The 12503-nt window shown below is 73.8% G+C and carries 12 protein-coding genes; 4 read left to right on the forward strand and 8 right to left on the reverse strand.

Annotated elements, in window-relative coordinates; genetic code table 11:
* Positions 1-48: 48 nt before the first annotated feature.
* The gene (locus ACI1MP_RS06425) at positions 49-954 is read left to right on the forward strand and encodes a RimK family alpha-L-glutamate ligase (RefSeq protein WP_100587815.1); all 906 of its coding nucleotides are present in this window, start codon (positions 49-51) and stop codon (positions 952-954) included.
* Positions 951-2060 (forward strand): NAD(P)-binding domain-containing protein, encoded by a 1110-nt coding sequence (locus tag ACI1MP_RS06430; protein WP_404867983.1) that lies wholly within the window; start codon positions 951-953, stop codon positions 2058-2060. The genes ACI1MP_RS06425 and ACI1MP_RS06430 overlap by 4 nt, the downstream gene beginning before the upstream one ends.
* Before the next feature lie 7 nt (positions 2061-2067).
* On the opposite strand, the gene paaE is transcribed toward ACI1MP_RS06430, so the two are convergent.
* The 7 genes from paaE to ACI1MP_RS06465 form a co-directional block, all read right to left on the reverse strand.
* The gene (paaE, locus tag ACI1MP_RS06435; RefSeq protein WP_387999409.1) at positions 2068-3135 is read right to left on the reverse strand and encodes a 1,2-phenylacetyl-CoA epoxidase subunit PaaE; all 1068 of its coding nucleotides are present in this window, start codon (positions 3133-3135) and stop codon (positions 2068-2070) included.
* A complete protein-coding gene (gene paaD / locus ACI1MP_RS06440) occupies positions 3135-3632 on the reverse strand; it encodes a 1,2-phenylacetyl-CoA epoxidase subunit PaaD (RefSeq protein ID WP_380332972.1) in 498 nt (165 codons plus the stop codon). The genes paaE and paaD overlap by 1 nt, the downstream gene beginning before the upstream one ends.
* Positions 3626-4507 (reverse strand): 1,2-phenylacetyl-CoA epoxidase subunit PaaC, encoded by an 882-nt coding sequence (paaC, locus tag ACI1MP_RS06445; protein ID WP_380332973.1) that lies wholly within the window; start codon positions 4505-4507, stop codon positions 3626-3628. The genes paaD and paaC overlap by 7 nt, the downstream gene beginning before the upstream one ends.
* A 32-nt stretch (positions 4508-4539) precedes the next feature.
* On the reverse strand, positions 4540-4833 hold the full coding sequence (gene paaB / locus ACI1MP_RS06450; protein WP_033257582.1) for a 1,2-phenylacetyl-CoA epoxidase subunit PaaB: 294 nt from the start codon (positions 4831-4833) through the stop codon (positions 4540-4542).
* Positions 4830-5813 carry a 1,2-phenylacetyl-CoA epoxidase subunit PaaA gene (gene paaA, locus ACI1MP_RS06455; protein ID WP_043911038.1) on the reverse strand — a complete coding sequence of 328 codons (984 nt, stop codon included), beginning with the start codon at positions 5811-5813 and terminating at the stop codon, positions 4830-4832. The genes paaB and paaA overlap by 4 nt, the downstream gene beginning before the upstream one ends.
* Positions 5814-5894: 81 nt before the next feature.
* The gene (locus ACI1MP_RS06460; RefSeq protein ID WP_404867984.1) at positions 5895-7769 is read right to left on the reverse strand and encodes a sensor histidine kinase; all 1875 of its coding nucleotides are present in this window, start codon (positions 7767-7769) and stop codon (positions 5895-5897) included.
* Positions 7759-8475, reverse strand: a complete 717-nt coding sequence (locus ACI1MP_RS06465; RefSeq protein WP_404867985.1) for a response regulator transcription factor — start codon at positions 8473-8475, stop codon at positions 7759-7761. Before ACI1MP_RS06465 ends, ACI1MP_RS06460 begins: the two co-directional genes overlap by 11 nt.
* A 179-nt stretch (positions 8476-8654) precedes the next feature.
* Between ACI1MP_RS06465 and ACI1MP_RS06470 the strand changes: the two genes are divergently transcribed.
* Both ACI1MP_RS06470 and ACI1MP_RS06475 read left to right on the forward strand, forming a co-directional pair.
* Positions 8655-9557 carry a M28 family peptidase gene (locus tag ACI1MP_RS06470; protein WP_404867986.1) on the forward strand — a complete coding sequence of 301 codons (903 nt, stop codon included), beginning with the start codon at positions 8655-8657 and terminating at the stop codon, positions 9555-9557.
* 26 nt (positions 9558-9583) lie between these two features.
* The gene (locus tag ACI1MP_RS06475; RefSeq protein ID WP_404867987.1) at positions 9584-11005 is read left to right on the forward strand and encodes a M1 family metallopeptidase; all 1422 of its coding nucleotides are present in this window, start codon (positions 9584-9586) and stop codon (positions 11003-11005) included.
* Positions 11006-11091: 86 nt separating this feature from the next.
* Here the strand turns inward: ACI1MP_RS06475 and ACI1MP_RS06480 are convergent, their stop codons facing one another.
* A complete protein-coding gene (locus ACI1MP_RS06480) occupies positions 11092-12261 on the reverse strand; it encodes a M20 family metallopeptidase (protein ID WP_229847832.1) in 1170 nt (389 codons plus the stop codon).
* Positions 12262-12503 lie beyond the last annotated feature (242 nt).

Genomic DNA, 12503 nt, shown 5'->3' on the forward strand with positions numbered 1-12503 from the left:
CGTAAGAGCCTCGCTGCCGGACCGTCCCGCGCACTGCTTGGAGCACCCGTGAGCACCTCTCCGCACCCCGTCCCGCCCACGCCCGGCCCGCGGGTCGCGTACGCCACCTGCCGGGGCATCGAGGACGTCGAGATGCTCCCCGTGCTGGCCGCGTTCGCCCGCGCCGGGGTGCGCGCGGAGGCGGTGCTCTGGGACGACCCGGCCGTCGACTGGAGCGGCTTCGACCTGGTGCTGATCCGCAGCGTCTGGGACTACATCGTGCAGCGCGACGCCTTCCTCGCCTGGGCCCGCCGGACGGCCGCGCTGACCCGGGTGGCCAACCCGGTGCCGGTGCTGGAGCAGAACACCGACAAGACCTACCTGCGCGACCTGGCCGAGGCCGGAGTCCCGATCGTCCCCACCGCCTGGGTGGCCCCGGGCGAGGAACTCACCGGCGCCGACTGGCCGGAGCTGGTGGTGAAGCCCACCGTCTCCTCCGGCGCCCGGGACACGGTGCGCACCACCGACCGCGCCGAGGCGCTCGCACAGGTCGCCGCACTCACCGCGGCCGGCCGGACCGCGATGGTGCAGCCCTACCTGCCGATGGTCGAGGACGAGGGCGAGACCTCCCTGCTGTACCTGGGCGGCGGGTTCAGCCACGCGGTGCGCCGCGGCCCGATGCTCGGCGGCGGCTTCGCCGACGTCGCCCGCGAGCCCGCCGACGACCAACTCGCCCTCGCCGAGCAGGTGCTGGCGGCCGTCCCGGAGCGCGCGGAGCTGCTCTACGCCCGGGTCGACCTGGTGCGCCTGCCGGACGGCTCGCCGGTGCTGATCGAGCTGGAGCTCACCGAGCCCCGGCTGTTCCTGGACCTGCGCCCGGACGGCCCGGAGGCGCTGGCCGCCGCCGCGCTCCGCCTGCTGCCCGGCGGCGGGAACGGGAACACCCGCCCGCGGGGCGATGTTTCACGGTCGTGACTGTTCAAGGTGCAACGATCGAGCCCGCCGCCGTCGAACCCCGCGAGGTGGACGCGCTGGTGATCGGCGCGGGCCAGGCCGGCCTGTCCGCCGCCTACCACCTGTACCGTCGCGGCTTCGCCCCGCACACCGGCTTCGTGGTGCTGGACGCGGACGACGCGCCGGGCGGGGCCTGGGCGCACCGCTCCCCGTCGCTGACCATGGCCACCGTGCACGGCTTCCACGACCTGCCGGACTTCGAGCTGCCCGCCACCGATCCGGCCACCCCGGCCCGGGTCGCCGTGCCGGGGTACTTCGCCGCGTACGAGGCCCAGCACGCCCTGCCGGTGGTGCGCCCGGTCAAGGTCCTGGCGGTGCGCGACCGGCCGGACGGGCGGCTGCTGGTGGAGACCGACTCCGGCAGTTGGGTCACCCGGGCGCTGCTGAACGCCACCGGCACCTGGACGCGGCCGTTCCTGCCGCGCTACCCGGGGCACTTCGCGGGCCGCCAGCTGCACTACGCGGACTACCGCGGCCCGGCGGAGTTCGCCGGCCGGCGCGTGCTGGTGGTCGGCGGCGGGGCCTCGGCGATCCAGGTGCTGTCCGAGGTGGGCGCCGTCGCGGAGACCGGGTGGGTGACGCGCACCCCGCCGATGGTCCACCAGGGGCCGTTCACCCCGGAGTTCGGCCGCGAGGTGGTCGCCAAGGTGGAGGAGCGGGTGCGGGCCGGCCTGCCGGTGCGCAGCGTGGTCTCGGTCACCGGCCTCGGCCCGAGCGTCGCCTATCGCCGGGCCGAGGAGCTGGGCGTGCTGAACCGCCGCCCGATGTTCGACCGCCTCACCGAGCACGGAGTCGCCTGGGGCGACCAGGAGTTGCCGGTCGACGCGATCATCTGGGCGACGGGCTTCCGCGCCGAGCTGACCCACCTGGCGCCGCTCGCGCTGCGCGGCTCCGGCGGCGGCATCCGGATGACCGGCACGCGCGTCACCGACGACCCGCGCATCCACCTGCTCGGCTACGGGCCTTCGGCGTCCACGGTGGGCGCCAACCGGGCCGGCCGCGCAGCGGTGAACGAGGTCGTCCGCCTGCTGCACGACCGGAGGGCCGCCGAACCCGCTGCCGTCTGACGGACAGTTACCGGTCGTAGTCCACGGTGACCTGGTCGGAGACCGGGCGGGCCTGGCAGGTGAGCACGTAGCCGGCGGCCAGTTCGGACTCCTCCAGCGCGAAGTTGCGGCGCATCTCGACCTTGCCCTCGCAGAGCAGCGCCCGGCAGGTGCCGCAGACGCCGCCCTTGCAGGCGAACGGCAGGTCCGGGCGGGCGCGTTGGGCGCCGTCCAGGATGGAGCGGTCGCGCGGCAGGGCGAGGGTGCTGGAGCGGCCGTCGAGGACGAGGGTGACCTCGCTGGCGGCGGCGTCGGGGACGGGTTCCAGGTGCCGCTCCTCGGCCCGCTCGTCCTCGGCGTGGAACAGCTCCTGGTGCACCCGCCCGGCGGGGACGCCGAGTTCGGCCAACAGGTCCTTGGCGTCCGCCACCAGGCCGAACGGCCCGCACAGCCACCAGTGGTCGACCGCGGGGACGTCCACCAGCGCCTCCAGCAGCGCCTTGACCCGGTCGGCGTCGAGGCGGCCGCTGAGCAGTTCGGCGTCCCGGCTCTCCCGGGACAGCACGTGCACCAGCTGGAAGCGGTCCAGGTGACAGTCCTTCAGGTCGGCCAGCTCGTCGGCGAACATCACCGTGTCGCTGCGCCGGTTGCCGTAGAGCAGGGTGACCCGTGAGTCGGGGTGGCCGGCCAGCACGGAGCCCGCGATGGACAGCATCGGGGTGATGCCGGAGCCCGCCGCGATCAGCACGTGCTCGCCGGGATCGGCCGGGTCGGCGGTGAACGCCCCACTGGGGGGCAGCACTTCGACCGTCTCGCCGACCGCGGCCTCGTCGACCAGCCAGTGCGAGAACAGCCCGCCGGGCACCTCGCGGACGGCGATCCGCAGCGGCCCGCCGACCGGCGAGCACAGCGAGTACGAGCGGCGCTCGTCCACGCCGTCGACGATCCGGCGCAGCGTCAGCACCTGCCCGGGCTTGAAGGTGAACTCCTCGGCCAGCGCGGGCGGTACGTCGAAGGTCACCGCGACGGCGTCCTCGCAGAGCCGTTCCAGGTTGCCGATCGGCAGCGGGTGGAACTGCGGGCGGCGGGCGGCCATCAGATCTCCTTGATCCGGTCGAAGGGTTCGCGGCAACTGCGGCACCGCCACAGCGACTTGCAGGCGGTGGAGCCGAACCGGGACAGTTCCTCGGTGTCGGTGGAGCCGCACTGCGGGCAGGTCACGGCCAGCCGGGTCGGGCCGAGCGTCAGCAGGCCCGCCGCGGGCCGGGCCCCGAGGACCGGCGGGGCGATGCCCGCCTCGGCCAGCTTCCGGCGGCCCTCCGCGCTGATCCGGTCGCTGGACCACGGCGGGTCGATCCGCAGCCGGACCTCGACCTGGTCGAAGCCGGCCGCGCGCAGCCGCCGGGCCACGTCGCCGGCCATCTCGGCGACCGCGGGGCAGCCGGAGTAGGTGGGCGTGATCCAGGCGGTGACGGCGCCGTCGTGCTCCTCGACGTCGGCGAGGATGCCGAGGTCGGCCAGCGTGAGCATGGGCAGTTCGGGGTCGGGCACCGCGGCCGCGACCTCCCGGGCCCGTTCGACGGTGGTCACCATGTCGCCCCCGGGTGCGCCCTGGCCACCACCTGGAGCTCCGCCAGCAGCGGGCCGAGCGCCTCGGTGTGCACGCCGTGCCGCCCGGCCCGGCCGTTCACGTAGGCCCGCGGCGCGGCCTCCGGCAGGCTCAGCGTGGCCTCTTCCAACACCTTCGCCAGGCTTGCCAGTACGGGTTCGCGCAGGTCCAACGGGTCGACGCCGAGCCGCAGTTCGACCTCGTGCGGGGTGAACAGCTCGTCCAGCCAGGGCCACAGCGCGTCCAGCGCGGCCTGCATCCGCTCCCGCGAGTGGGCGGTGCCGTCGCCGAGCCGCAGCGTCCAGGACTGCGCGTACTCCCGGTGGTACGCCAACTCCTTGACGCCGAGCGCCGCGACGGCGGCCAGCACCGGGTCGGCGTGGTCGGCCAGGCGGCGGTACAGCTCCTCGCGGGCGGTGGCGAACAGCAGCAGCCGGGCCACGCACTGCGCGAAGTCGCCGTTCTCCAGCTCCACCAGGCGCACGTTGCGGTACTCGAAGTCCTCGCGCCAGTAGGCGAGTTCGTCCTCGTTGCGGCCGGTGCCGTCGAGCTGGCCGGCCCGGGTGAGCAGCCGACGGGCCTGCCCGAGCAGGTCGAGGCCGAGGTTGGCGAGCGCCACCTCCTCCTCCAACTCCGGTGCCCGGGTGACCCATTGGATCAGCCGCTGGGACAGCACCAGTGCGTCGTCGCCCAGCATCAGGCAGTACGCCGCGAGGTCCGCCGGGTCGATGCCCGGCGGCGGCGCGGCGTCCACGCCCAGCAGCGGATCGGCGAACCCCGTGCCGTAGGCCCAGCGCGCCTCGCCGTCCGGCTCACCCGCGGCGTCGGCCAGTGAGAGGTACACGTGGTCGTCGGTCATGTCGCCTTCCCTGCTCAATGATTGACGGAACGTCAGATGTGCGGGACGTCCTCGGGGATCGGATAGAACGTGGGGTGCCGGTACACCTTGTCCCCACTCGGCGCGAAGAACGGGTCCTGCTCGTCCGGGCTGGACGCGGTGATCGCGTCCGAGCGGACCACCCACAGGCTCACCCCCTCGTTGCGCCGGGTGTACAGGTCCCGCGCCGCGAGCAGCGCCATCCGGTCGTCGGCCGCGTGCAGCGACCCCACGTGCACGTGGTTCAGACCGCGCCGGGGCCGCACGAACACCTCGTACAGCGGCCAGGACGCCCGTTCCCCGCTCATTCCGCACTCCCCTTTCCTCGGCCGTGCTTGGCCGCGTACGCCGACGCCGCCTCGCGCACCCAGGCGCCGTCCTCGTGGGCGGCGCGCCGCCGGTCGACCCGCTGCGCGTTGCACGGGCCCTGGCCCTTGATCACCTGCATCAGCTCCGACCAGTCCGGCTCGCCGAAGTCCCAGCTGCCGCGCTCCTCGTTCCACGCGAGCGCCGGGTCCGGCAGCGTGACCCCGAGGTGCTCGGCCTGCGGGACGGTCATGTCCACAAAACGCTGGCGGAGTTCGTCGTTGCTGTGCCGCTTGATCCGCCACGCCATCGACCGCTCGCTGTTCGGCGAGGCCCCGTCCGGCGGACCGAACATCATCAGCGACGGCCACCACCAGCGGTCCACCGCGTCCTGCACCATCCGGCGCTGCGCGTCCGTGCCGGCCATCAGCGTCATCAGCAGTTCGTAGCCCTGCCGCTGGTGGAACGACTCCTCCTTGCAGATCCGCACCATCGCCCGCGCGTACGGCCCGTAGCTGCACCGGCACAGCGGCACCTGGTTGCAGATCGCGGCGCCGTCCACCAGCCACCCGATCACGCCGACGTCGGCGAACGTCAGCGTCGGATAGTTGAAGATCGACGAGTACTTCTGCCGCCCGTCGATCAGCTTCTCGGTCAGCTCGGCCCGGTCCACCCCGAGGGTCTCCGCCGCCGCATACAGATACAGCCCGTGACCGGCCTCGTCCTGCGCCTTGGCCAGCAGGATCGCCTTCCGCCGCAACGACGGCGCCCGGGTCAGCCAGTTGCCCTCCGGCTGCATCCCGATGATCTCCGAGTGGGCATGCTGCGCGATCTGCCGCACCAGCGTCGCCCGGTACGCCTCGGGCATCCAGTCCCGGGGCTCCACCCGCTGCTCGTTGGCGATCACCGCCTCGAACCGCGACTGCGCTTCCGCGCTCGCCTCCACCACCCACCTCCCGACTGACCGTTCGGTCGGTTCCATTCTGTACACACGGGGGACCCTCTGACAAGCATGGAGGACGGGCGCGAAACCTGGGAGAGCACAACCAAGGACGCGTGGGGGCTAGCCCGACTGCTGGCGCAGATCTCCCCCCGCCCCTGCTCCCGCTCCCTCCAGCGGCAGCCGGACCGTGAACACCGCCCCCGCCCCCGGCGTGCTCGCCGCCTCGACGCCCCCGTCGTGGAGCTCGGCGAGCTTGCGGACGATGGCGAGGCCGAGGCCGCTGCCACCACTGCGCCGACTGCGCGACCTCTCGGCCCGCCAGAAGCGTTCGAACACCAGCGGCAGGTCCGCCGCCGCGATGCCGCTGCCCGTGTCGGCGACGTCGATGAGCACGGAGTGGTTCTCGGCCCGGGCCCGCAGGGTGACGGTGCCGCCGGACGGGGTGTGGCGGACGGCGTTGGAGACCAGGTTCCCGAGGGCCTGCCGGAGCCGCACCGGGTCTGCGAAGACCTCCGGGGCGGTGGCCGGCCCGACGGCCAGCGTCACCCCGGAGGCCTGCGCCTGTGCCCCGTGCGATTTGGCGACCTGCGTCAGCAGCTCGTCGATGTCGACGGGTTCGCGGTACAGCGACAGTTCACCGGCGTCGGCGGCGGCGAGGTCCCGCAGGTCGTCGACGAGGTGCTGGAGCAGCATGGCCTCTTCGAGCAGGGAGCCGGTCAGGGCCCGGTCGGCGGTGGCGACCCCGTCCTCGACGGCCTCCAGCCAGCCGCGGATGTTGCTCAGCGGGGTGCGCAGTTCGTGCGCGATGTCGCCGACCATGGCCTTGCGCAGCTCCTCCAGTTCCCCGCGTCGCTCCGCCATGGCGTTGAAGGCGACGGCCAGCCCGGAGATCTCGTTGCGGCCGGTCACCCGTACCCGCGCCGAGAGGTCCCCGTCGGCCATCCGCCGGGCCGCGTGGGTGAGCGCGTGCAGCGGCCTGGAGAGGCGCAGTCCGACCGCCACCGTGACGGCCACGGTCACCAGCAGCACCGCGGCGGACACTTCGGTGATCCGTCCGGGGTGAGCGGCGGTCAGCACGGGTGTCGGGCCGACGGTGTCGGTGTCGGCCGGGGCGCCGACGAACAGCAGCATCGGCGGCGCCACGTACTGGACGAGCTGCTGCCTGCGGGCGTTGGTGAGGCAGGCGGAGGTCGGCGGGTCCTGGCGGGCGTCGCCGACCGGGACCCCGTCCGGCCCGAGCGACAGGGTGACGGGCCCGCGTTCCTGGCGGGCCAGGCAGGCGTTGACCAGGGCGGTGAGGTCGGCCAGGGCCGCCGTGTCGGTGCGGGTGGGGGCGCTCGCCACCATGGGCGTCGCGCAGCGCCGGCCGAGGACGGCGCCGTCGGCGGTGTGCAGCTGCGGCCGTCCGGCGGGGTCGTCGGTGACGGTCGCCTCGATGCCGAGCACCGAGCGCAGGCAGTCGGCCTGCGCCTCCATTCCGTTCCGCAGGGCCTCGTGCTCCTCCGGGGTGAGCCGGAACGGGCCGACCGCGCGGGCGTCGATCCGGTCGCCGGGGGCGTCGGGCAGCATGGCGAGGTCGACGGACAGCGGGTCGACGGTGGTGGTGGGCGTGCGGGGCAGCGCCGCGCGTTCGGCCCCGGGGCTCCGGGGCGGTGCCGTACCGGGTCCGGCGGGGCCGGGCGCCGGGGCCGCGGAGTCGATGACCGGTTCGAAGCGCGGGGTGGCGAGGACGATGCGCTGCCCGGTGGCGGCCGCGAGCCGCCGCACGGTGTCCTCGGCGTCGTTCCAGTCGGGGTGGGTCGCGGCGTAGCCGAGCAGTTGCCGGTAGATCCGGGCCTGGTCCGCGATGGCCTGGGTCTGCTCCTGTTTGATCGCGCCGGTGGTGGTGCGGGCGGCCAGCCAGGCCGTCGCCGCGATGGAGCAGAGCGACACCAGCGCGGAGAGCGCGAGCAGTCGGGCCGTCAGGCTGCGGCGCAGCGGGGTGTCACGGGGCAACGCGCGGCACCTCCGCGAGCTTGTAGCCGATGCCGTAGACCGTCAGGAGGACGGCGGGGCGGCGCGGGTGGGGTTCGATCTTGCGGCGCAGGTTCATCACGTGGGTGTCGACGGTGCGGGCGGTGGTGTACCGGTCGATGCCGTGCAGGTGTTCCAGCAGTTGGGCCCGGGTGAAGACCCGGCCCGGCTGGGCGGCCAGCACCTCCAGCAGCCGGAACTCGCCGGGCGTGCAGTTGACGGGCTGTCCGTGGGTGGTGACTTCGTGGCGCAGCGAGTCGACGGTCAGCGGCCCGACGCTCAGGGCGCCCGGCGGCGTCGCGGCGTCCCGGGGCGGGGCCGCGGGCGCGCCGCGGCGCAGCAGGGCACGGACCCGGGCGACGAGCTCCCTGGGGCTGTAGGGCTTGGTGAGGTAGTCGTCGGCGCCGAGGTCGAGGCCGAGCAGCAGGTCGTCCTCCGCGCTGCGGGCGGTCAGCATCAGCACCGGCAGGGCGGACTCGGCGCGCAGGGCCCGGCAGACGTCGAGGCCGTCCAGGACGGGCATCATCACGTCCAGGACGAGGAGTCGGGCCCGGCCGAGGCGGGCCTCGCGCAGTGCGGCCCGGCCGTCGTGGACGACGACGACCTGGTGCCCCTCGCGTTCCAGGTACAGGCGGACGAGGTCGGCCTGTTTGGGATCGTCCTCGGCGACGACGACATGTGCACACATGCCGATGATCGTAAAACGCGCCGAAAGCCCCGGCCCCTGACGACCTGTCAATCCCGGTCTCGACCCGGGGTGGTTCGCCACCACATCCCAACCGGTTCCTGACAACTTCCTGACACCGACCGGCCAGTGTGGCGGAGTCCGCCGGGACGCGTCCCAGTACCACTCCGAAAGGCCTCCGCGTGAAGTCCTCCCTCCCCCCGTCGCCCCTCTCCGTCCGGCTGCTCGGCGTGGCCGTGGCCCTGTCCGCGGTCGCCGCGGCCGCACCCGCCGAGGCGGTGCGCGCCACGGCCGCCCCGACCGTCTCGGAGCAGGACGTGATGCCGCACCTGAGCGCCCTGCAGCGGATCGCCGACCGCAACGGCGGCAACCGCGCGCACGGCACCCGGGGGTACACGGATTCGGTGGCGTACGTGCGGAACGCGCTGGACCGGGCCGGCTTCCGCACCCAGCTCCACCGCTTCGAGCACGACGGCCGGGCCGGCTACAACCTGATCGCCGACTGGCCGGGCGGCGACCCGAACCACGTGCTGCTCACCGGCGCCCACCTGGACAGCGTCGAACAGGGCCCGGGCATCAACGACAACGGCTCCGGCTCGGCCGCCGTCCTGACCACCGCGCTCCAGGTCGCCAACGCCCGGCTCAAGCCCGCGCGGCACCTGCGGTTCGCCTGGTGGGGGGCGGAGGAGGCCGGGCTGTTCGGCTCCGCCGGCTACGTCAAGGACCTGTCCGCCGGCGACCGCAAGGCGATCGACCTCTACCTCAACTTCGACCAGGCGGGCAGCAGGAACACCCAGCAGTGGCTGGTGGTCGAGGACGGACCGGGGGCCGACGCGGCCGCCGGGCGCGCCTTCGACTCGTGGTTCGCCGCCCGCGGGCTCGCCACCTTCGACATCGGCGTCGGCGGGTCGGACAACGAGTCGTTCGGCAACGCCGGCATCCCGTCCTCCGGCTTCAGCACCGGTATCTCGGACTGCATCCACGAGGCGTGCGACGACCTCGCCAACGTCGATCCGGCCACGGAGACCACCAGCACCAACGCCCTGATCGGGGTGCTGTGGCAGCTCTCCGCCACCCGCCCCTGACCGACCCGACACCCGAGGAGACCCAGATGCGCACCCGACCGACGACCCGCCGCCGCACCGCCACCACCCTCGCGACCGCCACCGCCATCGGCGTCGCCCTGACCGCGCTGCCCGCCTCGGCGGCGACCGGCGGCATCGACCCGCACTTCCCCGACGACGGCAACTCCGGCTACGACGTGGCACATTACGACGTCCGGATCGCCTACGACCCGGCCCGCACGGACCACCTGGACGGCGACACCACCGTCACCGCCCGGGCCACCCGCCCGCTGGACCGCCTCAGCCTCGACCTGAAGGGCTTCACGGTCGCCTCGGTCACCGTGAACGGCGCACCGGCGCGGTCGTTCTCGCGCTCCGGCGAGCACAAGCTGGACATCGTCCCGGCCCGACGGCTCGCCGGGGGCGCCACCTTCACCGTCCGGGTGAAGTACGCGGGGAAGCCCGACGCCGAGGGCTGGCACACGCTGGCCGACGGCGGCGCGAACGTCGCGGGCGAACCGCACTCCGCGACTTCCTGGTACCCGTCCAACGACCACCCGTCCGACAAGGCCACCTTCGCACTCACCGCGACGGTCCCCGACGGCTGGACCGCGATCGGCAACGGCCGGCCCGGGCCGACCACCACCGCCCGCGGCACCACGACCTTCCGGTGGAACGAGGACCGCCCGATGGCGACGTACCTCAGCACCGTCGCCATCGACCGCTTCACCGTCCACCGCGCCCAACTGCCCGACGGCACACCGGTCATCACGGCCTACAGTCCGGACGCCACGATCGACCCGGCCGCCGAGGCCGAACAGCAGGACATCCTGGCCTTCCTGGCCTCGAAGTTCGGCCCCTACCCGTTCTCCTCCGCGGGCGCGATCGTGGTCGGCATGCCCAAGGACCCCGGCCACGGCCCGGTCGCCCTGGAGACGCAGAGCCGGCCCACCTACAGCGGAGCCATCTTCGACATGTCGGTCGTCCACGAGAACGCCCACCAGTGGTTCGGCGACAGCGTCTCGTTCACCGACTGGCGCGACGGCTGCCTCGCCGAGTGCTTCGCCCAGTACGCCAACCAGCTGTGGGAGGAGCACAAGGGCAGCGACCTCGACACCGGCTTCTACGCCTTCGAACTCGCCGCCAACAAGGACAGCCCCGCCTACTGGTCCACCAAGCTCTACGACCCCGGCGCGGGCAAGGAGCTCGACTCCGCCCTCTACTTCAAGGGCTCCCTGATGCTCCACGCCCTGCGCCGCACCGTCGGCGACGACGCCTTCTTCACCACCCTGCGCCGCTGGACCGCCGACCACGCCTACGGCAACGCCTCCTTCCCGCAGTTCGAGGCCCTGGCCGCACAGGTGTCCGGCCAGAACCTCACGGGCTTCTTCGACGCCTGGGCCCACGGAACGACGATCCCCGCGAACCAGTACCTCTACCCGGGCACCTTGGCCCCGCTGGCCAAGTAAGCACCACCAGGGCGGGGCAGGTGGCGAACCAGGGGCGCGTGGGGCAGGCCGGGAGGTGCCCCACGCGCCCCTGTCTGTGTGCTCGCTCAGCGAAGTCGCGGAAGCGGCACCGCCAGCAACGCCGCCAACAACGCCATCCGCGGCCCCAGTTGGTCGATCCGCAGGTGCTCGTGGCGGGCGTGCGGCCCCGCGCCCACCGCGCCGAGGCCGTCCAGGGTCGGCAGACCCCTCGCGCCGGCCAGGTTCGTGTCCCCCGCTCCGCCGGCGGGTGCGCCGTCGAGGTGGTGGCCGAGGGCGGCGGCGAGTGAGCGGACGTGGCGCAGCAGGGGGTTGGCGGAGCGTTCGGGCCAGGCGGGGCGGGATGAGAGGACTTCGGTGCGGACGTTCGCGCCGGGCCGGTTCGCGGTCAGGTGGGCGAGCGTGTCGAGGGTGCGGCGCTGGGCCTCGGTGGTGACGAAGCGCAGTCCGATCTCGGCTTCGGCGCGGCCGGCGACGACGTTGGCGCGGGTGCCGCCGCCGATGCGTCCGGTGTTGAGTTCGGTGCCGGGCTGCCGGGTGAGGCCACGGACGGCGACGAGTTGGTCGACGAGCTCGTCGATCGCGGAGATGCCGTCGGCGGCGTCGTTGCCGGAGTGCGCCTCGCGTCCGGTGACGGTGAGCCGGACTCTCGCGGTGCCGCGGCGGGCGGTCTTGAGTCGGCCGTCGGGGTGGGCGGGTTCGAGCCCGAGGACGGCGGCCGCGCCGCGCAGGTGCTGCTCGAACAGGCGGCGGCCGTCGGGGCTGCCGACCTCCTCGTCGGAGACCACGATCATCCGCACCGGTCGGTGCGGGCGTTGGCCGAGGTCGGCGAGGAGCGCGAACGCGCCTTCCAACAGGGCGAGTCCGCCCTTCATGTCGAGGATGCCGGGGCCGGTGAGGCGCCCGTCCTGTTCCTCGACGGGCCAGTCGGCGAGGGTCCCGACGGGCCAGACGGTGTCGTGGTGGCCGACCACCAGCAGGTGCGGCAGCTCTTCGTGCCGGCCGGGCCAGTTGAGGACCAGGTGGTCGCCGTGGGCGCAGCTGTCGCGGGTGGCGGTGGCGCCGGTGGCGGTGTAGCCGGCGGCGAGTTCTTCGGCGAGGGTGTTCAGCCGGGGCGCGTCGCCGGACGGGGTTTCGATCCGGGCGAGATCCGCGCAGCGCTTGCGGACGGCGGCGGTGAGGGTGCGGGCCCTGCTGGTCAGGGTGCGGGGCAGGCCCGGCAGTGCGGCGGTGGCCAACGCCGGTGCGGTGGTGGGCGGTTCGTCGGCCGTGGCGGGTGCGGCGGGTGTCGCGGGTGTGGCGGGATGTGGCTCGGGGGCCACGGTATGGCGGCTCACTGTTCACCCCCGGTGGGGCGCGGGGCACTGGGAGGTATGGCCGGGACGGGTGTCGGCGGGATCTGTTGCGGCTTGGGGCTCGGTCGTGGTGTCCGGTGCGATGTGGGGCTGGGCAGCACTGTGTCCTCCTCGCTCGGTCCGTG

The organism is Kitasatospora griseola, assembly GCF_044999035.1.
Taxonomy (GTDB): Bacteria; Actinomycetota; Actinomycetes; order Streptomycetales; family Streptomycetaceae; genus Kitasatospora; species Kitasatospora griseola.